The following is a 23918-nucleotide window of genomic DNA, read 5'->3' as shown; positions in this document are numbered from 1 at the left end:
ACATTATTTCTATGGATAACTACACCTATAGTGAATTATTAAAAAGCTTACAAAATAAATGCGACAATATCGCTCAAATCATCAAACCTGATGAGATTAAACAAGTTTTAGAACGCATTGAAAAAGAGCAAGAAGACCCTAATTTTTGGCAAGACACCTTAAAGGCTAGAGATACTAATAAGGAAAAAGTGCGTTTAACTCGTTTGTTAGAAACCTATCAAAAAACTCAAAATGCTTTAGATGAAAGCCTAGAATTATTTGAACTCGCTCAAAATGACAACGATGAGGCGACCCTATCCTTGCTCTATGAAGAGGCGCATTCTTTAGAGCACAGCGTGCAAAAAGTAGAGATTGAAGTCATGCTTAGTGGTGAAAACGATAATTCAAACGCCATTATTACCATTCAGCCGGGTGCTGGGGGGACTGAGAGTCAAGATTGGGCAAGCATTTTGTATCGCATGTATTTGAGATGGGCGGAAAGAAGGGGTTTTAAAAGCGAGATTTTAGATTATCAAGATGGCGAAGAGGCGGGTATTAAAGGGGTGGCTTTTATCATTAAAGGTGAAAACGCTTATGGCTATTTGAAAAATGAAAGCGGGGTGCATAGGTTGGTTAGAATCTCGCCCTTTGATGCAAATGCCAAACGCCATACAAGTTTTGCGAGCGTGCAAATTAGCCCCGAATTAGATGATGATATTGATATAGAAATTGATGAAAAAGATGTGCGTTATGATTATTATAGAGCTAGTGGGGCAGGCGGTCAGCATGTCAATAAAACAGAGAGTGCAGTAAGAATTACGCATTTTCCAACAGGCATTGTGGTGCAATGTCAAAATGACAGAAGTCAGCACAAGAACAAGGCAAGCGCTTTAAAAATGCTTAAATCTAAACTTTATGAATTAGAATTAGAAAAACAACAAAATAGTGCGAAGAATGAAGAAAAAAGTGAAATTGGCTGGGGACATCAAATTAGAAGTTATGTTCTAGCCCCCTATCAGCAAGTCAAGGACGCTCGCTCAAATGGTGCTTATAGTAATGTAGATGCCATTTTAGATGGCGATATTGATGAAATTTTAGAAGGTGTTTTGATAGCTAAGGCATAAGATGTGCTAGAATTGCACCTAGAAATTGCCTTAAATAAATTTTATTTTAAAAACAGCGCACAACTTAAGGAGTTATGATGACACAAGAAGAATTAGATGCCTTGATGAATGGTGGCGATTTAGAAAGCCTAGATAATTTAGAAGAAACCGCCAATGATTCTCACAAAGATTCACAAGAAGATGAAGAAAACTCTAAAGATAGTGAAAAAATGACCGTCAAAAAAGAAGATGCTGAAAAATATGGCAAGATTAGCCCTAATGAGTGGCCTCCCCCTCCCCCTACTGAAGAGCATAAAATCGTGCATCAACTAGATGATGTTACAAGAGATTCTGAGGCTAAAGCGACACAGATTTTTGACCAGCTAGATTTAATTGGTGCGAGTGCGGATAAAATCGTTAAAATGGTGAAAAAAATCCAAGAACCCCTAAAAAAACACCAAGAGATTTTTGAAAACTTACATGCTAATTTTCCTAGTATTGAAACTTTCAAAAACGCCTTAGAAGAGCAACAAACAATGCTTGACTCACTCAAAATGATTAAAGAAGAGGCTGAGGGGTGCTCTGATGGCTCTATGCAAGCTATGGATATTATGCAGTTTCAAGACATTCATCGCCAAAAGATTGAAAGGGTTGTTAATGTTATGAGAGCGCTTAGTCAGTATATGAACTCTTTATTTGAGGGTAAGATTGATGATTCTAAGCGTGTGAGCTCCGCCACTTATATCGCTGGCGATGAAAAAGAAGATTTAGCAAGCGCTGATGATATTGAGGCACTAATTGCTTCTTTTGGGGCTAAGTAATTTTGAATCAAAAAGCTGAACTACTCTCTCCAGCGGGTAATTTAAAGAAACTTAAAATCGCTTTGAATTATGGTGCTGACGCAGTCTATGGAGGGGTAAGCCATTTTTCCTTACGCAATCGTGCGAGCAAAGAATTTACTTTAGATTCGTTTAAAGAGGGGATTGATTACGCTCATGCTCTCAATAAAAAAGTCTATGCCACAATTAATGGCTTTCCCTTTAATGCCCAACTTAAACTTTTAGAAGAGCATATTTCTAAAATGGCAGAGCTTAACCCTGATGCTTTTATCATCGCTACTCCGGGTGTTGTAAGATTAGCTCAAAAAATCGCTCCAAACATTCCTATCCATTTATCTACCCAAGCAAATGTCCTAAATGTGCTTGATGCGCAAGTGTTTTATGATATGGGAGTCAAGCGCATCGTGTGTGCGAGAGAACTAAGCCTAAATGATGCCATTGAGATTAAAAAAGCCTTACCGAATTTAGAATTAGAAATCTTTGTGCATGGGAGCATGTGCTTTGCCTTTTCGGGGCGTTGCTTAATCTCAGCCTTACAAAATGGGCGTGTGCCAAATCGTGGCAGTTGTGCGAATGACTGCAGATTTGATTATGAATACTATGTGAGAAACCCCGATAATGGCGTGATGATGAGACTTGTTGAAGAGGAGGGTGTAGGCACACATATATTTAACGCTAAGGATTTAAACCTATCAAGCCATATCGCTGAAATTTTAAATTCAAACGCTATTAGTGCGCTTAAAATTGAGGGGCGCACCAAATCTGATTACTACGCCGGACAGACCGCACGCATTTATCGCTTGGCTATTGATGATTTTTATAACAATATCAATCGCCCCAATCTCTACACAAGCGAGCTTAACACACTCAAAAATAGAGGCTTTACTGATGGCTATTTAATGCGAAGACCCTTTGAGAGATTAGACACACAAAACCACCAAACAGCTATTAGCGAGGGAGATTACCAAGTCAATGGCGAAATCACTGAAGATGGGCATTTTTTTGCATGCAAATTCACCACGACTACTAACATTGCCTATGAAATCATCGCCCCAAAAAACGCCACTATCACACCCATAGTCAATGAAATCGGTAAGATTTATGAATTTGAAAAGCGCTATTACTTAGTGTTATATAAAATCCTTTTAGAAAACGATACCGAATTAGAGACTATTCATAGTGGGAATATCAATTTAGTGCGCTTGCCCGCCCCCTTACCTGCTTTTAGCTTTTTACGCACCAAATTAGAAGAAAGCGTTTCATAAAACCCTTTTTAGGGGTTTTACCACCCCCACCCCTTTTTTAAAAACCTTAAAGCATCAAATCAATAATAGCCCAAAGAGCCTATTAAAAGCGCCCTAAACACGCTTTGATAAACAAAAACAGCTAATCTTTCATCACAAAAAATACCAACACAAGATTACAATCCTTCAAAATTCACACATAAAACAACTAATAAAACTATTTATTTCAATTTAATTGACTTTTTGTTATTTAACTTTGTCTTAAATACATCATTAAGCTTTATAGTGCTAATTAGCTTAGCACCTTAAGCTTTCTTAAGTTATCACATAGCGCTATATGGATAACTCAAACAATCTTCAAAAATAATCCATTAAAAACCCTCAAACCTTAAATTACTATAAGTAAACATTATTTAAACCTTAATAAAGATTTGATTTTTTGTAACTTATGATAACACTAAGGCATATTAATGATGATAAAAACGCTCGTTTTTGACTGATATTCTTAATTTAACACTAATTTTAGCTATCGTTTATATTGAATAAAGTATGTTAAATATAAGGAGAACCCATGACTTGCATTAAGCGTCCCCTTTTTCTTGGTTGCGCCCTTTTTGCGCTTAACTCCCTTAATGCCTTTGATTATGAGTTTAGTGGTCGTATGGAAAACTTCTCTAAAATTGGTTTTAATAACTCCATTATCAATTCTAAAAAAGGGATTTACCCTACTGAAAGCTTTGTAGATGTAGTGGGCATGGCGCAAGTTAAGCTCAATTTGCTCCCCAAACACACCACAGACCATAAATTATCCTTTTCTCTAGGTGGCACGGTCGCTGGCATTGTCTTTGATAAGACTAAGAATGAGATTGACCAAGCTACAGGAATGCCTTATGGCTCTATTGTGTATAACTTCATTGGGGGTTATCATGGGTATTTTTTCAACAAATTCTTTGACCCTGCCTATGCGTGTAACAAAGGCTTATGCAGACCAGACCCTAATGCTGGAGCCTCCCATGCGAGACCTTATGTATTAGATACCGCATTCTTGCAATATGACTACAAAGATATTTTTGGCTTTAAGCTAGGGCGCTATGAGGCTAACATTGATTTTATGAGTGGTAGCAACCAAGGTTGGGAGCTCTACTACCAGCCTTTCAAAACGCAAAATCAAAGCTTGAAATTCTGGTGGTGGAGCTCTTATGGAAGGGGTCTAGCGTTCAACTCTTGGGTTTATGAATTTTATGCTACAACGCCTTATTTACAATCTAATGGCAAATACATCAACTACGGCTGGCATGGTATTACAGCCACTTACAACTATAAAAGATTGAGCGCACAATTTGACTATTATTTTTCGCCAAAGACTTATAACGCACCGGGCTTTAAACTCATCTATGATACCAATACAGATTTTAAATATGTAGGCTTTCGCTCTCAAACCATGGTAATGGTTATGTTTCCTATGTATTATTCAGGGTGGAAGAATGATAAGGGGCAATATAGCATTTGGGATGGCGCTCAGCATGGCTCTCAAATTGGTAAAAACGCCGTCTCGCTTAATATCCGCCAAATCTTTTGGTGGGATAAATGGACGGCAATTCTTGGTATTTACAATACTTTTGGCAATGCTGATGCTTTCTTAGGAAGTCATACCATGCCCTTAGGAAATAACAACTCTTATGTAGGCGATGGCGTAACTGAAAGTATCTTAGCCTTTGACTTTTGGGATAACACCGCTTATGATGGCTTAGCTGATGCAGTAACCAATGCAAACACTTTCACAATCTATGGCTCTATAGGAGGGATTATCCGCCGTTTTGCATGGCATATTGCAGGGCGTGTTAGCCATGCGAATAGAAACTCTCAAGGGCATCTAGGAAGAGCAAATGAATATTCACTCGCTCTCAATCTCAGTTATGCTTTCACTCATTCTATCTTTGCCAATCTCAAACTCCAATATTATGGCGTGCAAATGAATGAGGGCTACCAAGTAGGCTACTTTGGCTTACCACAATTTAACAATCCTAATGGAGACTACTCAGCTAATTATCAAGATAGAAGTAATTTAATGACAAACCTTACTCTAAAATTCTAAAAATTTTTATTGAAAATTAATTTTAAAAAGCCCTTTTTTTAGGGGCTTATTCAAAAAAAATAAAATCCCTCAAAGCAATCTTAAGCTCTCATCAAATAATTTAATATTTCTTAAAGTTAGTAGTATTATAATAATTTTTGTAAGAATACGAACCAATTTTTACATTCTATATAGGTTTTTTGTTAGGTTTTTATCTTTATTTGCTATTTATTTAACAAGGAGTATCTTATGATAAGTCTTAAAAAAACCATCGCCCTTTCTTTCTGTCTTGTGAATATTGCAAATGCTTTTAGCTATAAGGTTAGTGGCTCTATGGCAGAGTTCTCTAAAGTAGGCTTTAATAACCGCCCTATTAATACCGCACTAGGCTACTACCCTACTGAAACCTTTGTAGGGGTTACAGGATTTTTAAATATCAAAGCAGATTTACTCCCTAAAAATGTCTATAACCATTCTTTTACAGCCAAGCTAGGCGTTATGGGTGGTGGGCTTGCTTATGATGGCACTAAGACTTTAATAGACCAAGCCACAGGCAAGCCCTTTGGCTCTATGATGTGGATGTATTATGGTGCATGGCATGGATACTATGGAGCTGGTGGTTGGGGCACTAATGCGGCTAATGGCATTAATAATGCTGGTGTAGGAGGCTATCAAGGTAACCAATGGATGAGCCAACACACTCATAATATCTTGCTTAATGAGGCTTATATAGAATATGGCTATAAAAAAATCTTTCGTTTTAAAGCAGGCCGTTATGCAGGCAATGCGTATTTTATGGATGGCTATACTGAGGGTTTTGAGGCTACGCTCAATCTCAAAAATTTTACTTTTTGGTGGTTTAGCTCATTTGGCATGAGCTGGACTTATGATGAATGGATTTATGACTATTTTGCCCCCATTGTTACCACGAATAAAAAGGGCAAGCCGGTGAATTTAGGCATTCATTCAGGGAGTGTTACTTGGCATAAAAAGGGGCTTTCTATTAACCCCTTTTTCTACTTTTCGCCAAACACTTATATCGCTCCGGGCATTCAAGTTACTTATGTGCATAATATCCCCCTTAGTCATAGACGCCACCTTTCAATCTATACAACTGCTATGGGGTTTTTCCCCTATTACAACCCCAAAGACGCTCATAATATTTTCTATAGCTCTTATGCTGGCACAAGCGCACAAATGTTTTTATTCAAACAAAAGTTTACTATCAATGGCAAGTATTTTGGCTATGGCATTTATAAGACTTGGGGGAATGCTAACGCTTACACCCCCTATACTGACCCAGAACTCATTGGATTTAACTTTTGGACAAACACCGTTTATGATTGGCTTAGTGCAGCTAATATGAACGCTAATGCCTTTACTTTCCATGCCAAAGTAGGCGGGCATATTAGAAAGCTCTCATGGGAAATTCTAGGGCGTGTTACTACAAGTCCTAGAGCTAATGAGGGGGCTGTGAATTTAGACTTAGCTTATAATTTCAGTCGTTTTGTAACAGCGTCTTTAACTTTAGAATGGTATCGAGCATGGTTACATCATGGCTATCAAGTAGGACAATCTTTTAGCTCTGTCTATAACCCCGCCTTTAAAGCAACTTCTCAAGACAGAAGTTTTTTGATGACAAATCTACATTTTAAATTCTAAAATTTTCATAAATTTTTAGAAAAACTAGCATAATTTTAAGCAAATTATGCGTTCTTTTATGCTAATATTCTAGTTCATAGAGTAATTTTAGTCCATTTCAAGGTAAAGTAAGGAAGAGGAATGCCAAAGAAATTTAAAAAACGAAAAATTGCAAGCGCTTTGTTAAAGCGCTTTACACTACCGCTCTTATTCACCACGAGTTCTCTCGGTGCTATTACTTATGAAGTGCATGGGGATTTTCTCATGTTCTCTAAAGTAGGTTTTAACCATGCAGCCGTTAACCCCATTAAAGGTATCTACCCCCAAGATACTTTTGTCAACATCGCTTTTAAATTAGAGGGTTCTGTGCATTTAGGCAGAGGATGGAGCGTGAATCTAGGTGGTGCTTTAGGCGGTCAGCCCTATGCAAGCACCAAGCAAGATAGATGGGCAAAGGATTTCACACCACCAAGTTATTGGCTTGATGGTTCACAAGCTGTTGATGCATGTAATAGTGTTGTTGGATTTAATGGCTCTGAAGCTGATTTGACTAACCCCATGAGCACTTGTATCTCAGCCAAAGCTTTAATGGCTCAAAGCGGTGGTCCGGGCTCTATCATTGACCCTCGTGGTTTCCAATACATGTATATGGGCGAGTGGAACGGCTCATATCCTAACTACTATCCGGGCAGTGCGTATCTACCCGGTCATTCACGACGCTATTCAATCTATAAGGCTAACTTAACCTATGATAGTGAGAGATGGCATGCTGTAGCAGGGCGCTTTGATGTAACCGAGCAAGAGCAAATTGACTGGATGTATCAAATGCTAACCGGTTTTTATGGAACTTTCAAAGTCAATGATAAATTAAAACTCCAATTACTCAGCTCTTGGGGTCGTGGTATTGTTGATGGTCAATGGTTCTTTGCGAACTATCGTGAAAAGCCTTGGGGTATCCATAAAGCCGGTATTATTTATCGCCCTACCAAAAATTTGATGATTCACCCCTATTTGTATCTTATCCCAGAAGTTGGCACTTTACCCGGTATCAAAATAGAGCATGACACTAACCCCAACTTTGCTAGTAGGGGTATTAGATTTAAAACCACTTTCTATGCAATGTATGACTATCGCTGGAACAACTCTAGCTATGGTCGTTACGCACCCGCTCGTTATAACACTTGGGATCCATTCCTAGATGGCGGTAAATGGAGAGGCTTACAAGGTCCCGGTGGTGCGACTCTCTTACTTAGAGAGCATATTGATATTAACAACTACTTTGTTGTAGGTGCTGCGTATCTTAACATTGGTAACCCCAACATGAACTTAGGAACATGGGGTAACCCCATCGCCATTGATGGTATCGAACAATGGGTTGGTAGTGTTTATGGGCTAGGATTTGCATCTATTGATAACATCACCGCTGCTGATGCATTCACTGAGTATGTCAAAGGTGGTGGTAATCATGGTAAGTTTAGTTGGAGTGTCTATGAGCGCTTTACAACTTCTCCAAGAGCTATTGAATATGGTATTGGAACTTATTTAGATTATCAGTTCACTAAACATATTAAAGCTGGTTTGAAACTCGTATGGTTAGAGTTTAGAGTTCGTGCAGGTTACAACCCCGGAACCGGTTTCCTTGGGCCAAACGGACAACCGCTCAACCTAAACAATGGTTTGTTTGAGACCGGTGCTTTTGTGCAAGGTCCACAAAACATGGGTGGTATTGCCAAGAGCATTACCAACGATATGAGCCACTTGATGACACACTTCTCTTATAGTTTCTAAGGAGTGTTTTGCCTTTTGGCATGCCTTTTTGTGCATTTTTAAAATATTCTCTATTTAGGAGTAGGGCTTTTGAAGAAATTAAAGCATTTTTCTTTTCCCCTATCCTTTCTTTGCCTAGTTTCTAGCGCTCAAGCTTTCAATATGAATCTTACGGGCAAGATAAGCACCTATACCAAGTATGGTTTCAATAATCAAAAATACCAACCCTCAAAAGATATTTATCCTACAGGTAGTTATACTTCTCTCTTAGGCGAATTTAACCTTAGCATGAATTTACTCAAAGGCTTAAGAGCAGAAGTTGGGGGTATGGTAGCTACTTTGCCTTATGACTCCACCGCTAAGCAAGGCAATAACATTCCTAACGGACAACCCGGCTCTCGCACTGACCCCTATGCCTCAGGAATGTTTTGGGAATATATTGGTTGGTATGCCGGTCATAGCGGTTTGCATGTGCAAAAGCCTCGTTATTGGATGTTTCATAATGCCTATTTAAGCTACAACTATAAAAAAGATAGATTTAGCTTTGGGGTCAAAGGGGGACGCTATGAGGCTGAAGACTATGATTGGTTCACTTCCTTTAGCCAAGGGGTTGAGGGCTTTGTTAAATACAAAGACACTAAATTTAGAGTGATGTATTCTGATGCTAGAGCCTCTGCATCAAGCGATTGGTTTTGGTATTTTGGGCGTTACTATACAAGTGGTAAAGCACTTATGATTGCTGATTTGAAATATGAAAAAAAAGGCTTGAAATTCAACCCCTATTTTTATGCTATCTTTGAGCGCATGTTTGCTCCGGGGTTTAATCTCACTTATGATACTAATCCTAACTTTAATGATAAGGGCTTTCGCTTTGTGGGGACTTTTGTGGGGCTTTTTCCCTTTTTCCCTATAACAGGGCGTGGGAATGATATTATCTTATTTCAGCAAGAACCTATGGGTAAAAACGGGCAAACTTATTTCTTACGCACACGCTTTTTTTATAATAAATGGCAATTTGGAGGCAGTATCTATAAGAATGTTGGCAACGCTAATGGCGATATTGGTATTTATGGAGACCCCTTAGGGTATAACATTTGGACTAATAGTATTTATGATGCTGAAATCAACAATATTGTTGGCGCAAATGCCACTAATGGCTTTTTATATGTTGGTTCTCATTATAAGAGCTTTACTTGGAAAGTTTTAGGGCGTATTACTAATAGTCCAAGGGCTGATGAAAGAAGTTTAGCGCTCTTTTTGAGCTATTTTTCAAACCGCTTTAAGGTTAGATTAGATTTGAAACTAGAATACTATGGCAATATTACTAAAGCGGGCTATTGTATAGGCTATTGCAACATGTATGTCCCAGCAGACCCTAATGGACCGGGCACTCAGCCCTTAAAACACAATGTCTATTCTGATAGAAGTCATATCATGTTTACTGCAACCTATGGCTTTAGAATCTACTAACACACCCCTTTAAATGAATTACAAAGAACTACTAGAATTTAACGACTATGCTATGGATTTAACCATTAGAATGGCACACCACAACTCCGCTATGGAAGGCAATAGTCTGACTTTAGGCGATACGATGAGTATTTTGCTTGATAGAAAAACCCCCATTAAATCCGTAAGCTTAGATGAAGTGCATGAGATAGAAAATTATCGTAATTTTGTCCCCTTTATTTTAGACATTTTAGAAAGAGATAAAGCTATAGATGAGCATTTAATCTGTCATTTTCACTCTGTTTTAATGCGTAATATCTTACCTGATTTTGGAAAATTTAAAAGCACTTATAATGAAATCATCGGGGCTAAAAAGCCGACTGCAAGTCCAGCTATGGTGCAACCTAGAATTAATGAATTGTGTTTAAAAATACAAAATGATTTGGCATTAAATTTGAGTGATGAAGAGAAATTAAAAAAGATAGTAGAACACCATATAGAATTTGAAGAAATCCACCCTTTTACAGATGGTAATGGTAGGACAGGAAGAGCTTTAATGTTTTATCAAACTATCAAAGCACATTTAACGCCCTTTGTGATTGAAGTAACTACTAGAAGTGAATACATGAATGCTATGAGAGAGCAAGATACCAATGCCTTGCTTGGTATTATCAAGCATTGTCAAAAGATAGAATTAGAAAAGATTGAACGCTACAGCATTATTTTTAAAGAAAGACGCCAAAATTTGCAAAATGGCAATAAAGCCAATACTACCAAACCTAAACCCCAAATACCCTTATAATAACCGATTTGCGAGCAATAAAAACAAAGGGGGCAAAGATGATGAAAGGTTTATTTTGTAGGTAACTAATGAAATATTTTAAGGACAATACCATGAACTACAAAGAACTACTAGAATTTAACGACTATGCTATGGATTTAACCATTAGAATGGCACATCACAGCACCGCTATTGAAAACAACCCTCTAAGCCTTGCTGAAACCATAAGTATTTTAACGACCGAATACATTCCAAGAGTTATGCCCCAAAGAGCATTCTTTAAAGTAAAAAACTATCAAAATATGCTCCCCTTTTTATTAGAAAGTCTAAATAAGAAACAGAGTATTGATAGCTTTTTTGTGAAAGAATTACATTCTATTTTAATGAATTTTTTACTCCCTAATAAGGGGGCTTTTAAAACTACTGATAATATGATTTTAGGGGCTAGTTTTAAAACTTCACCACATTTTCAAGTGCCTATGGCTATGAAAGAGTGGTGCGATAATCTCAATTACAAAATGAATAGCTTACAAGACAAAGAAGAAAAGCTAAAAGCCATTTTAGAACAACATATTTTGTTTGAAAGAATACACCCTTTTAGCGATGGTAATGGCAGAGTGGGTAGAATGCTAGTTTTTTATAGCACTTTAGAGCAAAATTTAGTGCCATTTGTGATTACTAAAGAGCAAAAAGAACCTTACATCAAAGCGTTAGATACGCACAATGTAGAGAGCTTGTAGTTACTCGCTAAAATATCCCAAGAATTTGAACTCACTCGCATACAAGGGCAAATGGTGTTAAATAAGAATATAAGAATATAAGAAAGCTATCTAAAGTAAAAGGGCTTATAGAAGTCCCTTAAGTCCTTAGTGCCTCTAAAATCTTAAGCCTTAGTATGCGTGAATAGCCATTATTTTACAATGCGTTAATTTCGCATAAAAACACCTTATTGAAATTCACTAGCCTTTTTAACAAATTCTATTGCCTTAAAGCGCTCTCCTAAAGCGCCCGGACTAATCAAGGGCTTGACTTTAGCCACTTCTTTTAAATATTTTTCATAGCCTACACTTTGAGAAAACAATTCTAATAGCTCCATAAGCCCCATATCTAATAATGCTTGAGCTTGTGTTTTATAAAAAGAAAAATGCCCTCCCCCACTCTCTACAATAGAGCGTATTAGCGAAAAATCCACATCATAAGTTAAATCGCTTTGCTGATACAAATTAGAAAGATTGTTTAAAATATCTTGAAAGTCTAATACCCTATGCTCTTTATACGCCCTTAAATGCATGTCTTTTCTTGGCTTTTCATCGCCATAATCAAAGCTTAAAAACATCCATTGATGCGCTTTATTCAACCTTTCAAACAGCTCTTTGAAAAAGCTATGCAAATCTAATGGAATATGCCCCTCTTTAATCTTAAGCGTTGCTAAAAGCTCGCTTGTTGGCTCATCAATCTTATCCCACACCCCCATATGTTTTTCATCAACAAAGAGCATTTGATTATCCTTAATAATCTCACATGCAAACGCATCAAAAAGCTCATTAGAAAACACAAATACATTATCTTGCTTAGAAATATGCAAATCTTTTAGAGTTGTAGCATAAAAATGAAACGAATCTTTAAAGAGTGATTGCTGGATTTGTTGCAACTCTTCTAAAGGCTCAATGCTAATAAATTCACACTTTGAGACCACTTCAATACCTAAAGTATCCAAAAATTTTGCCACATCTAAAAGGCATTCCCCATAATGAGCGCCAATTTCTATGACTTTTAAGGGTAAAGATAATTTTTCTTGCTCTAAAAGCTTTAAAATATAAAAAGCAATCGTGCCACCAAAAAACTTGCTTGAAGATACTGAAGTATAAAAATCCCCTTTCTTTCCTACGATTGCCTTTCTATAATACCCCTTTTTACCATAAAGCCAATCTTGCATATAATTTCCAAATGAGCGCACTTCTATCCTTTAGTTTTAAAATATGAGCGCCCTTTAAACGCCAAAATTATTCAAATATTCTACAAAAATTACTATATTTTTGTGCTATTATATTGAGATAGTCGTTGCTTTTTAAAGGGGTTTTTAAAAGTAGCAAAAACTCTCAAACAATAACGCAAATCTTTTGGAGAACTTGCATGAAAATTTTAAGGCGTGCCTTTGGCTCTGTAGAAGAAAATACCTATATTGTCAAGTTAGACAATGCTATAGATTTTATTATAGACCCCGGTTTTTCTAGTAGCGAGTGGATTTTAGAAAATGCTAAAAACCCTAAAGCCATTTTAATCACTCATGGGCATTATGACCATGTATGGGATAGCGCTAATTTACAAAAACTTCTTAAAAATACCCCTATTTATGCCCCTAAAGATGATGTATTTATGCTAGAAAATGACATTTTTAATTTAGGTGTGCCTACCTTTAGCCCCACTTTTAGTGTGCCTTGCAATAAAAATTGCACCCCTTTGAATATAGAGGGCATTGAAGTTAAATATTGGCATTTTCCCGGACACACACCGGGCTGTTCTATTATAGAAATAGAGGGAGCAATTTTTAGCGGAGATTTTATCTTTTATCGCAGTATTGGGCGCTATGATTTCCCCTATTCTAATGCAAAAGACATGAAAGAATCCTTGTTGAGATTTCAAAATTTAGATTTTTCTAAAGATTTAGATATTTATCCCGGACATGGGGATAAAACAAGCTTTTTTGCCGAAAGAGAGCATTCTAAAGCTTGGGTTTCAAGGATAGCCTAACATGCTCAATCAAACCCAAAAAGAGCGTTATTTACGCCATATTATGCTAGAAGATGTTGGCGAAGAAGGGCAATTAAAGCTTTTAAAATCTAGTGTTCTAGTTATTGGAGCTGGGGGGCTTGGCTCGCCTATTTTAATGTATTTATGCGCAGCTGGAATAGGGAAAATAGGTATTGTAGATTTTGATAAAGTGGATTTAAGCAATCTTCAGCGTCAAGTCATTCACTCTGAAGATTTTTTAAACCAGCCTAAAGTGCTTTCAGCTAAAAAGCGTCTAAATGCCCTAAATACTGATGTTAAAATAGAAACCTTTGAAGAATGTTTTAACGCTACTAACGCCCTTTCTTTGATAGAACCTTACGATTTTATCATTGATGCAACCGATAACTTTAGCGCTAAATTTTTAATCAATGATGCTTGTATATTGGCTAATAAACCCTATTCGCACGCAGGCGTTTTAAAATATAGGGGTCAAAGCTTAACGATTTTACCCACTAAAAGCGCATGTCTAGCTTGTGCGTTTGATAAGCCCCCTAAAAAGGAATTAAACCCTATTTTTAAAGCGGGGCTTTTTGGGGTTTTGCCCGGAATTTTAGGGTGCATTCAAGCAAGTGAAGCTATCAAATACTTTTTAGGATTTGATAGCTTATTGACAAACACTTTGCTTAGTGTAGATACCAAAACAATGGATTTTAGAAAAATTCAAGTCTTCAAAAATCCAGAATGCCGAGTTTGTGGCACTCATAAAATCACACATTTACAAGACTATGAATCATAAGGGGTAGAATTTGGATTTATCATCAATCTTAGGTTTAGTTTTAGCAGTTGCCTCCATTTCACTAGGCGATATTTTAGAAGATGGCAACCCGTTGCATATCATTCACTTAAGCTCATGTATTATCATTATCCCCACTTCGCTCTTTGCAGCTATGACAGGCACTCATGCAAGGGCGATTAAGGCGGCTTATAAGGAAATTAAAATCGTTTTTTTAAACCCAAAAATCAATCTTAATGAAACGATTGCTAATCTCATAGAATTGGCTACTTTAGCAAGAAAAGATGGTGTGTTATCTTTAGAAAGCCGTGTAGCTCAAATTGAAGATGACTTCACACGCAATGGCTTGTCTATGATAATAGATGGTAAGGATTTAAAATCTGTTAAAGAGAGTTTAGAAATTAGCATTGAGGAAATGGAAGAGCATTACCATGGCGCAGCCCATTATTGGGAGACTGCCGGTGAGACTGCCCCCACTATGGGATTAGTTGGTGCGGTTATGGGTCTAATGCTTGCTCTTCAAAAACTAGATAACCCCGCAGAAATGGCAGCAGGAATTGCAGGTGCGTTTACAGCAACGGTTACTGGGATTATGTGTTCTTATGCGATTTTTGGCCCCTTTGGACATAAACTTAAGGCTAAATCTAAAGATATCATTAAGGAAAAAACCGTGCTTTTAGAGGGAATTTTGGGTATTGCTAATGGCGAAAATCCAAGAGATTTAGAAACCAAACTCTTAAATTATATCGCTCCGGGCGAGCCTAAAAAATCTCAATTTAAGGGCTAAAAATGGCAAAAAAGAATAAACCTACAGAATGTCCGGCGGGGGAAAAATGGGCGGTTCCTTATGCGGACTTCTTATCATTACTGCTCGCACTTTTTATCGCACTCTATGCGATTTCTGCGGTTAATAAGTCTAAGGTTGAGGCTTTAAAAACAGAATTTATCAAAATCTTTAATTACGCCCCTAAGCCAGAAACTATGCAACCGGTTTTACCTATCCCGCCAGATTCTGGACAAGAAGAAGAACGCACTATTGATGAAAAATCTTTGCCCTCTTCGCAAAACACTCAAACCAAAGTTACCATTACCCGCAAGGGCGAGGGGAGTGTTTTAGAACAAATTGACCAAGGCTCTATTCTTAAACTCCCCTCTAGCTTGCTTTTTGAAAACAGCACTTCTGATGCTATCAATCAAGATATGATGCTCTATATTGAGCGCATTGCTAAAATCATTCAAAAACTTCCTAAAAGAGTGCATATCAATGTGAAAGGCTTTACTGATGATACGCCCCTAAAAGGGCAAACTCGTTTTAAAAGCCACTATGAATTAGCTGCTAATAGGGCTTATCGTGTCATGCAACTGCTTATGCAATATGGCGTAAGCCCTGAGCAATTATCCTTTTCTTCTTATGGCTCAACCAATCCTATTGCACCCAATAATACGATAGAAAATCGCTTGAAAAACAATCGTGTGGAAATCTTTTTTTCTACTGATGCGAATGATTTAAGCAAGATTCATTCTATTTTAGACCAGCAATTTAACCCATGAAAAACTTCATTTTCTTATTTTTTCTATGCCTAGCAAGTCTCTTGGCTAGAGAAAAAGAATCATCTGAAAATTTATTTGACTTGATTGATAGAGCCCCTAGACAACAAGAACTCCTTGAAAAACAGCAAGAGGCACAACTCAAAATCGCTCAAAACCCTCTAGTAGCCCTAGAGATTATCCCTCAAAGCACGCCCTATTTAGAATGGAAAGGAGCTAGAGATTCATATTTTTTAAAAGTGAGTGCTGTGATTGATAGGGTTGTGATTTTAAATATCAATATCAATCAAGGGCGCTCTTGTTCGCTCTATCCTACCCCAAAAGATGTTACTTTGGTTAAAAATCAAAGCGTCTCTTATGAAATTTTATGCGAAAATCAGCCTTTGGCTATAGAGGTTGTTACTAATTTAGGCAAGCGCTTTTTTCAATTCTAAAAGCATTTTGCAATCAATTTGCCTAAACCAACAGATTGTTTCTAATGTCAAGGCTTATTTTTATTAATGATGTTAGGCGGTTTTTAATAAGTTCTATCCTAATCAAACTAAAACCCTCTTAACAAAATGATTTCATTTCTTTTGCTTATAACCCTTTTATCATTCTTTAATTTTTTATAAGAAAGCTTATTTTTAAAACTTTGTTTTAGATTTTGTTTTTGTTATAAAAAACTCATTTTTATTTAATAGGACTTTTTAATATATTCTTATTATTTGCTTATTTTAAGAGTATGTTTGGAACTTTTAAAGCTCAAAGTTGGTGTCTTTGTCCTACTTTTACATCTAATCTTTGTTAAATACTAGCCCAAGTGCTTTGCAAAAGCTATAAGAATAATGCAATTTAAGCATTAAGCTTTTTTATATTTTATTATCAGCGTTTAATTAGAATATATCTCTAATCATTGAATATGCTTAAAAACACGAGATAACTAGCCAATTTCTTAGATATAAATACCTTAATAAAACACTATGAAATTCTTCTCAAAAAGTGCTTTAATTATGGGGGGGCGTGCTACCCCCTATTTTTAACACACCTTAGTCTAAAAATGACATTAGGTTTAATCAATACCAATTATAAATAAAGCCCTTAAAAATTTTCTTAACACCTCTATTCAACTCAATCTACTTAAAAAAAGGCAAAGAAAAAAGAGATTTTTTAGCATTGGCTTTTAATCTCAAAGTAGCCACCATAGCCCTTTCAATCTCTTCAATAGGCGCATTTTGATGGCATGCTATTTTCATTTTATCGCACACTTTAGTAATGATAGTCCTATACTCTATGCCTCCCTTACGAAAATAATTAGCAAAGCTATTACCCCCAAAACGCTGTAATTCTTCAGCAATTTTTTGCCAATATTTAGCATAATCTTCTTGGTATCGCTCGTATTCTTGCGAACCTAGCAAAGACTCTCTCAAGCGTTTTTTATTCTTACTATTATAAACTAGCACTTCAAACAAAAGCTTTAAATCTTTATCTTTAATGTATGCCATTTTAAATCCCTTAATTAAAATGCTTTTCTAAAATGCTTTTTTTAGACAATTTAGAAATATCTTCATAAGCGCTTTCATAATGATTCTTAGTTAAATTGATAAGGATTTGTTTTTGCTCATTAAGAGCCTTCAAAATATCTTTTTTAAACTCTTCCCTATTTAGAATTTCATCACCTTTAATCACTGCGCTATCAGTAGCAAACCATGCCACTACAGCTCCTATGGGCGCACATATCCAAGCAAGCGCTCCACAACTTAATCCTACACCAGCCCCTGTTAATGCACTTGCTCCCTTGCTAGCAACTTTTATTATTCCTTTAAATGCGAGCTTACTTGCCAATTTAGCGCTAACAAAACTAGATATTTTAGCCACACCTATCATAGAAGAAAGTGCAATAGTATGAGTTAGCATAAAATCCAAGCGCTTATTGATTTCAAAATCCACGCTCTGCATTATTGGTTTGCTAAGATTATCATTCAAGCCCTTTGTTGCTATGCCACCAAGCGCATTAACATATCTCTTTGTGCTGTTTTGAAAAAAATAATAAATTTGATTAAAGGCATCTTTGCTTTGATTATCAAAATCTTTTCCAAACATCTTTTCTTGGAGCATTTTTTCAAAGGCATCTTCAGCACTCAAGCCCATTTTGCCCCCTAGTTTGAGACCAATCTCTGTATAATCCCCTTTCAAAGAGTAATGAAAATCCAAAAAGTCATCTATATTTTCTTTAGCTTTCTTAAAGAGCTTATTGATATTCTCTTCAATTACCTTATCCACTTCACTAATATTTTGATTCAAAAGAGTATTAAGGCGTTTTTCTGCCTCACTTAGATTATTTCCCATAGTCATTAGAATCTTTTTGCTATATTGCACACTAAGGGGTTTTTTATGAGTTGAAACCCCAGAAAATGCTACAACCCTTGCTAAAATATACAAAACAAAAAGAATAAGAATAGTCCCCCAAAAAATTGTCTTAAACTTTGATTTTTTAACCTTTGCTTTCATTCTTTATCCATTGACTCATCTAATCGCTTAGAATACCCATTTACCCAATAAATCACTTGCATAATCACTCTATTAATCCCCAAACTACTAAGAATATTAAGAGCGATAAAAATACTCCAACCCAAAACCCTATAAGAGCCTAGTTTGGTATCCACTAAATTCATGCCCCACCAAGATAGGGCGTCTAGCTCTCTTTTAATCCTTAAAAAATAATCTATATATTCGCAATTTGAGCCAATAGAATTAGTCGCTAGTTCTAAAGTTTCTTTGAGATTATCCCTCAAATAGGTTGGCTCATACCCATAAACAACTATACAAAAATAAATCACAAAGAATATACACGAACAAATATTAATACTCCATTCCCTACTTAAAAGCGCTAAATAGTCTTGCTTGACAACTTTTCTCAAACTTCTATTTAAAAACTGAAATACAAAGGCGCAAATAAAGATTTGAAGAAATATGCAACCCCATAAAATAAACGAATATTCTAAAACGCTATATATAACAGACAAAGTCATCATTATTGAGATAATGAAATAAACCAAACTAACCATAATTTTAGAAGATAGAAGTTTCGTAAATAAGGAATTATCATTCAAATAGCATTTAATAAAGCATTTTCTCTCACGCATTTTCAAAGAGATGAAACTATAAGCAATAATACCTAGAATAATCAGCACAAATGCCAATGAAAAACAAGTCGCTTGATAAGATAAGCGCCACAAGCCCAATAACCCCACTATAATTGCAATGGTGGGTATCACTATCCTAATAAAATGATACTGCCTTAAGAACACCATGTCTCCTTATATCATACACTATTGTAGTAAGAAAGCGAATCCCTTAAAATTTTCACAACATAAAACCAAGTCATACAAGAATACCTAAGAAAAACATCAACTTAGATTATTTTAATAACCAAATAGTCAATATTAGACACAATTTTATGGTTGTAGACATCAATTTTTTAGATAGCTGTCTTGTTTGTCATAAATTTTGCCTTTTATATTTTCCTTTAATACTGATAATTTATACTCAATAAAATTTACATAAACATTATTTAAATATTAAAAATATTAAAAATAAAAAACTTAAATATTCCAATTCTACCTTTAAAAACCAAAATCCAACTGATTGATATCAATTCAAGGCTCAAAAAAAATTTTTATATCAATTTGAATTAGACACTTATAAATCATTTGTATGGCTTATTTTTCAAGTTTTTCATCAAATAAGTCTAAAATAGGTTGAATTATATATTATAAAATTATATAAAATAATTCATTCATGAATCTATTCCTTTGATTTTTTATCACAAATAGATTTTTCATATTGACTTAACAAACATATTTTACTATACTAAGTCAAACTTTAATTTTTCATTAGAAAGGATAAGCATGACACTAAATGAAATTGCCACAATTAAAACAGGCCTCATTCTTGGAAGAAAAAAATCTCTCGATATTTCTACAACCCCCTACCATGTAATTTCTCTAAAATCTTTCAATCAAAATGGATACTATAATCAGTCTTTAACAGACACTTTCACAGCTACCTGTGAAATACCAAAGGAATTTTTTCTCAAACAAAATGACATTTTAATGAGCATAAGAGAACCACACACAGCGGTGTATATCAGAGAAACACCTCGTTATGAAACCATTATTTCATCAATTGCTGTTGTTATTAGACTTGAAAAAAAATACACCGACCTTTTTAATCCTCTCTTTTTATGTCTGTATTTAAACTCTCCCTTTACTAATAAGGCCTTATTTTCTCAAGGCTCAACTATTGCTATGCTTAATATCTCTAACTTAGGACAAATCAAAATCAATCTTCCGCCCAAAAAAGTCCAAGACAGAATTGCCACTTTACAAACACTCATCTATCAAGAAAATACACTTCTTTTGCAACTCCTTACAGAAAAAGAAAATTTAATGCAAGGCTTGTTGCTAGAAACTTTAAACAAGGAGCAACAATGAAACCCATTCTCTTATCTAATATCAATGATAGTCAACTTTCTAAAAATTACCTTACAAAACCACTGAAAGATTTCTTAGAAAATGAATCTATTGATAGCCTAAATGAAATTTTAGAAATAATAAAAGCTAAGCCTAGATTTTCCACAGAACATCATTTGCTAGATAGTGGGCTTTTAAAAGACTTTATTGTTAATAATTTCAACAAAAAAAACATGGATTTTACAAGCCCCAAAGAAATTTGCATTCTCTTAGCCAAACTTATTGAACCAACAAAAGATAGTAGCATTTATGACCCCGCTTGTGGGATAGGCTCTCTACTCATACAAATGAAAAGAGAAGCCAATAGCCATGTAAAACTATATGGACAAGAGAGAAGTCTTTTTGTGGCAACATTATGCCAAGTTAACATGCATTTAAACCATATCAAAGATTTTTATATTGAATGTGAAGACACTCTTTTTAACCCGCTACATTCTAAAGACTATGTTCTAGAGCAATTTGATTATGCAGTCTCTCACTTGCCCTTTGCTTCTAAAATACAACCCCTTGCCCTACAAAAAAACCGCTACCAGCGATGCTACTGGAACCTTCTCTCCAAAAATAATGGCGACTACGCTTTTTTATTGCATATGTTAAGCTCTCTTAAAGATGAAGGAAAAATGGGGGTTGTCGTTCCCCATGGTGTATTATTTAGAGAGGCTCATGAAAAAGAAATTAGAAAACAACTTGTTGAAGAAAATCTCATAGAAACCATTATAGGCTTGCCCACTAATTTATTGCCAACCACAAATATTTCTGTTTGTATAATTATCTTTAACAAAAAGAAATCTACTAAAAACATTCTCTTTATTGATGCTAGTCAAAGCTATGTGAAACAAAAAAATGGGGTTAAGCTCAATAATGAAATCATTGAAGAAATTGTTTCTACCTATAAGGATAAAAAGACCAAGGAAAAATACTCGTTTTTAGCTAACTTAGAAAAAATCAGAGAGAACGACTATAACTTAAACATTGCTCGCTATATAAACGCAAGAGAAGAGAAAAAAATTGATGTGAAAGAGACTGCAAGAAATATTGAAAAGATTAAAACCCAATGGCTTCAGTTGCAAAACGAAATCCACCTTTGTTTAGAAGAATTTAATGTGAAAGGATAGTTATGAAAATTTTAACTTATATTGTTTTACTTTACATTGTTATAACGATGTTTGTGTTACCATTTCTTGTGCTATTGAGTTTTGACTAAACTCATTTACATAGCGTTCTAAAATCCTGCATGCACTTAATGAATCCAAACGCCCATCTTTTTGGGCTGTTTGTTTATTTTTCCTACCTAAATGCTCTAAGTTTTCAAGCGCTTCCATACTAGAGCAATCCTCATTAACAAAAACAATTTCGCCCTTAAAGTCTAAAAGCGTAATAAAATGCTTGATGCGAATGTTTGTATCCACATAACTTTCGCTAGGCTTACCCACCACTAGCACTTTAATGTTTTTTTCTCTCAACAAATTGCTTAAATCCCTAGAAGCTTGATTCCTATTCTTGCGCAAAATCGGCTCTAAAGGTAAGATAATACCCTCTAAAAGAATAGCCAAACCAATGCGTTTTAGCCCCACATCGCATGCTAAAATCATGCTAACACCACGCTATGGTTTATGCGTTTGATTTTGCCTGATAATTCGTATTCTAAAAGTTTGTCGCCATATTTTAGATACGCTTCTTCATAGTTAGGATTTTTCGCACAGTATTCTAAAAATTCATCTTTGATTTGTTCTGCTTCTTTTAAGTGGTAATCTTTTAAAAGAGTGTTAATAAAATTTTGAATGTTATAAATGCCTTTAGCTTGCTTTTTTTCCAAAAGCTCATTGGTGCCTTCGCTTTCATTTAGGCGTTGGGGCAAAACAAATAAAGGTTTTTGATATTTTTGAGCTAATCTCGCACTACTCATAGAGCCACTAAATAAATCTGCTTGGGGGATAATAACCATATCACTTAGTGCGATAACCAAGCGATTTCGTGCCAAAAAAGAGCTTTTAAAAGGCATAAAATCTTTTTCATATTCGCTTAGAATCAAACCATTTTTTGCGATTTTTTGAATCACTTTAGCATTACTTGCAGGATAGATTAAGTCTAAACTACAAGGTGAAAGCATAATTGTATTAGGCAAGGCATTTTCTTGAGCGATAATATCCACCCCTAACGCTCCCCCACTCACAATACTAGCACCACTTTTAGACAATTCTCTAGCTAGAGTAATAGTGTGTTGCTTGCTATAAGGATTAGGTCTTCTAGTGCCTATAATAGCCACTTTCAAAGGGGTGTTTAAAAGCCTAGTATTGCCTACAAAATAGAGTTTTTTAGGGGGGTCTTTGAGAGTATCAAAAACCTTAGGAATGCTCTCTAAAACATGGTATTGAAAGCCACTTTTCATCAGTTATTCAAGTTATTTGGGCAATACAATTTCTACTTCAATCGCCTCTACACTCTGATTGCTATCAGCAGTTTTAAAATGAATGTCTGAGGCTTGAGCTTTAGTATATTTTTGAATCACTTCAATAATCTCTCTACGCATATCTTCCATATAAGGCAAATTTAAAGTGCGCTCTTTAGCCAAAATGAGCTTTAGTCTATCAGAGGCCGTATTAGCACTACTAGACTTTGATTTAAAAAGGTCAAAAAAACTCATGAGAATATCCCTTTTAAAGCTTTAAAAAAGCCTTTTTTCGCCTTAAATTCTACAAACTCCACTTCTTCGCCTAAAATCCTTCTTGTAATGCGCTCATAAGCCTTTGAGCTTTCACATTCAGTGCGTATCACTGGCTCGCCCTTATTCGTGGCTGAAACAATCTTACTATCTTCTGGAACCACCCCAATTAAAGGCAACCCTAAAAGCTTAAGCACTTCTTCTATGGGAATCATCTCACCATTTTCCACTAATTCAGGTTTTAAGCGATTGATAATCAAGTATTTATGCACTTCTTCACCCCTTTTAGCCCGATTAGACTTCGCATCAATAATGCCAATCACTCTATCGCTATCTCTTAAAGAGCTCACTTCTGGAGTAACAACGACTAACGCCATATCCGCATGCAAAATCGCATGCTCAAACCCGCTTTCAATCCCAGCGGGCGAATCAATCAAAATATAATCAAAATCTGCTCTTAAAGCATTGATTAAAATCGCCACTTTTTCCTTGTCTAAAATATTTTTATCCTTGCTTTGAGAGGCGGCTAAAAAAGAGAGATTTTTAGTCTGTTTGTCTGTGATTAAGGCTTGTGCGAGATTGCAATTTTTTTCCATCACATCTACCACATCATAAACAATGCGATTTTCTAAGCCCAAAATCATATCCAAATTTCTTAAGCCTATATCAAAATCAATCGCTACAACCTTTTTACCACTCTCAGCTAGTCCAATGGCTAAATTAGCGGTCGTGGTGCTTTTACCCACGCCACCTTTACCTGAAGTGATAGTAATTACTATTGCCATATTAAT

Annotated in this window: 23 protein-coding genes and 1 pseudogene; 16 read left to right on the top strand and 8 right to left on the bottom strand. The window is 35.7% G+C overall.

Going from position 1 to position 23918, the window contains the following annotated elements; all coding sequences use genetic code 11:
• Positions 1–11: 11 nt before the first annotated feature.
• The 9 genes and pseudogenes from prfB (at position 12) to HCW_RS04615 (ending at position 11698) form a co-directional block, all read left to right on the top strand.
• Positions 12–1103, top strand: a complete 1092-nt coding sequence (gene prfB / locus HCW_RS04655) for a peptide chain release factor 2 (RefSeq protein ID WP_014661068.1) — start codon at positions 12–14, stop codon at positions 1101–1103.
• A 77-nt stretch (positions 1104–1180) separates the two neighbouring features.
• Entirely contained in the window at positions 1181–1903 is a 723-nt protein-coding gene (cheZ, locus tag HCW_RS04650; protein WP_014661067.1) for a protein phosphatase CheZ, read from the top strand.
• 2 nt (positions 1904–1905) lie between these two features.
• A complete protein-coding gene (locus HCW_RS04645) occupies positions 1906–3186 on the top strand; it encodes a peptidase U32 family protein (protein ID WP_014661066.1) in 1281 nt (426 codons plus the stop codon).
• 550 nt (positions 3187–3736) lie between these two features.
• The gene (locus HCW_RS04640; protein ID WP_014661065.1) at positions 3737–5260 is read left to right on the top strand and encodes an outer membrane family protein; all 1524 of its coding nucleotides are present in this window, start codon (positions 3737–3739) and stop codon (positions 5258–5260) included.
• A gap of 228 nt (positions 5261–5488) precedes the next feature.
• A complete protein-coding gene (locus tag HCW_RS04635) occupies positions 5489–6901 on the top strand; it encodes an outer membrane family protein (RefSeq protein WP_014661064.1) in 1413 nt (470 codons plus the stop codon).
• A gap of 120 nt (positions 6902–7021) precedes the next feature.
• Complete coding sequence (locus HCW_RS04630; protein WP_014661063.1) at positions 7022–8668, top strand: outer membrane family protein; 1647 nt, start codon at positions 7022–7024, stop codon at positions 8666–8668.
• Between the two features lie 69 nt (positions 8669–8737).
• Positions 8738–10117 carry an outer membrane family protein gene (locus HCW_RS04625; protein ID WP_014661062.1) on the top strand — a complete coding sequence of 460 codons (1380 nt, stop codon included), beginning with the start codon at positions 8738–8740 and terminating at the stop codon, positions 10115–10117.
• Between the two features lie 13 nt (positions 10118–10130).
• Complete coding sequence (locus HCW_RS04620; RefSeq protein ID WP_043902626.1) at positions 10131–10898, top strand: Fic family protein; 768 nt, start codon at positions 10131–10133, stop codon at positions 10896–10898.
• Positions 10899–10990: 92 nt separating this feature from the next.
• Positions 10991–11698, top strand: a pseudogene (locus tag HCW_RS04615) (Fic family protein).
• Positions 11699–11823: 125 nt separating this feature from the next.
• Here the strand turns inward: HCW_RS04615 and HCW_RS04610 are convergent.
• Positions 11824–12834: an SAM-dependent methyltransferase gene (locus tag HCW_RS04610; protein WP_014661059.1), complete on the bottom strand. Its 1011-nt coding sequence runs from the start codon at positions 12832–12834 to the stop codon at positions 11824–11826.
• Between the two features lie 176 nt (positions 12835–13010).
• Here HCW_RS04610 and HCW_RS04605 point away from each other — a divergent pair, with 176 nt between their 5' ends.
• The 5 genes from HCW_RS04605 to HCW_RS04585 are packed head-to-tail and all read left to right on the top strand — an operon-like array spanning position 13011 to position 16385.
• Positions 13011–13628, top strand: coding sequence for an MBL fold metallo-hydrolase (locus HCW_RS04605; protein WP_014661058.1), 618 nt, complete (start codon positions 13011–13013; stop codon positions 13626–13628).
• A 1-nt stretch (position 13629) separates the two neighbouring features.
• Positions 13630–14406: a HesA/MoeB/ThiF family protein gene (locus HCW_RS04600; protein ID WP_014661057.1), complete on the top strand. Its 777-nt coding sequence runs from the start codon at positions 13630–13632 to the stop codon at positions 14404–14406.
• A 10-nt stretch (positions 14407–14416) separates the two neighbouring features.
• The gene (gene motA, locus HCW_RS04595; protein WP_014661056.1) at positions 14417–15190 is read left to right on the top strand and encodes a flagellar motor stator protein MotA; all 774 of its coding nucleotides are present in this window, start codon (positions 14417–14419) and stop codon (positions 15188–15190) included.
• Between the two features lie 2 nt (positions 15191–15192).
• Positions 15193–15954 carry a flagellar motor protein MotB gene (gene motB / locus HCW_RS04590; protein ID WP_014661055.1) on the top strand — a complete coding sequence of 254 codons (762 nt, stop codon included), beginning with the start codon at positions 15193–15195 and terminating at the stop codon, positions 15952–15954.
• The gene (locus HCW_RS04585) at positions 15951–16385 is read left to right on the top strand and encodes a hypothetical protein (protein WP_043902624.1); all 435 of its coding nucleotides are present in this window, start codon (positions 15951–15953) and stop codon (positions 16383–16385) included. The genes motB and HCW_RS04585 overlap by 4 nt, the downstream gene beginning before the upstream one ends.
• A 681-nt stretch (positions 16386–17066) precedes the next feature.
• Here the strand turns inward: HCW_RS04585 and HCW_RS04580 are convergent.
• Genes HCW_RS04580 through HCW_RS04570 form a run of 3 tightly spaced genes read right to left on the bottom strand, consistent with a single transcriptional unit; the run spans position 17067 to position 19241 of the window.
• A complete protein-coding gene (locus HCW_RS04580) occupies positions 17067–17435 on the bottom strand; it encodes a hypothetical protein (RefSeq protein ID WP_014661053.1) in 369 nt (122 codons plus the stop codon).
• A gap of 10 nt (positions 17436–17445) precedes the next feature.
• Complete coding sequence (locus HCW_RS04575; protein ID WP_014661052.1) at positions 17446–18441, bottom strand: hypothetical protein; 996 nt, start codon at positions 18439–18441, stop codon at positions 17446–17448.
• Complete coding sequence (locus HCW_RS04570) at positions 18438–19241, bottom strand: hypothetical protein (protein ID WP_014661051.1); 804 nt, start codon at positions 19239–19241, stop codon at positions 18438–18440. Before HCW_RS04570 ends, HCW_RS04575 begins: the two co-directional genes overlap by 4 nt.
• Before the next feature lie 600 nt (positions 19242–19841).
• Between HCW_RS04570 and HCW_RS04565 the strand changes: the two genes are divergently transcribed.
• Together HCW_RS04565 and HCW_RS04560 are read left to right on the top strand one after the other, a co-directional pair.
• The gene (locus HCW_RS04565) at positions 19842–20426 is read left to right on the top strand and encodes a restriction endonuclease subunit S (RefSeq protein ID WP_014661050.1); all 585 of its coding nucleotides are present in this window, start codon (positions 19842–19844) and stop codon (positions 20424–20426) included.
• Complete coding sequence (locus HCW_RS04560) at positions 20423–21580, top strand: N-6 DNA methylase (protein ID WP_014661049.1); 1158 nt, start codon at positions 20423–20425, stop codon at positions 21578–21580. Before HCW_RS04565 ends, HCW_RS04560 begins: the two co-directional genes overlap by 4 nt.
• A 39-nt stretch (positions 21581–21619) precedes the next feature.
• Here the strand turns inward: HCW_RS04560 and ruvX are convergent, their stop codons facing one another.
• From ruvX to minD, 4 genes are read right to left on the bottom strand one after another with little or no spacing between them, the layout of a single operon-like run.
• Positions 21620–22057, bottom strand: a complete 438-nt coding sequence (ruvX, locus tag HCW_RS04555; protein WP_014661048.1) for a Holliday junction resolvase RuvX — start codon at positions 22055–22057, stop codon at positions 21620–21622.
• Complete coding sequence (gene dprA, locus HCW_RS04550; RefSeq protein ID WP_014661047.1) at positions 22054–22854, bottom strand: DNA-processing protein DprA; 801 nt, start codon at positions 22852–22854, stop codon at positions 22054–22056. Before dprA ends, ruvX begins: the two co-directional genes overlap by 4 nt.
• Positions 22855–22866: 12 nt before the next feature.
• Positions 22867–23109 carry a cell division topological specificity factor MinE gene (gene minE, locus HCW_RS04545; RefSeq protein ID WP_014661046.1) on the bottom strand — a complete coding sequence of 81 codons (243 nt, stop codon included), beginning with the start codon at positions 23107–23109 and terminating at the stop codon, positions 22867–22869.
• Positions 23106–23912: a septum site-determining protein MinD gene (minD, locus tag HCW_RS04540; protein WP_014661045.1), complete on the bottom strand. Its 807-nt coding sequence runs from the start codon at positions 23910–23912 to the stop codon at positions 23106–23108. The genes minE and minD overlap by 4 nt, the downstream gene beginning before the upstream one ends.
• Positions 23913–23918 lie beyond the last annotated feature (6 nt).

Source organism: Helicobacter cetorum MIT 00-7128, assembly GCF_000259255.1.
GTDB classification, from domain to species: Bacteria; Campylobacterota; Campylobacteria; order Campylobacterales; family Helicobacteraceae; genus Helicobacter; species Helicobacter cetorum_B.
This window is presented reverse-complemented; position numbering and strand designations above follow the sequence as displayed.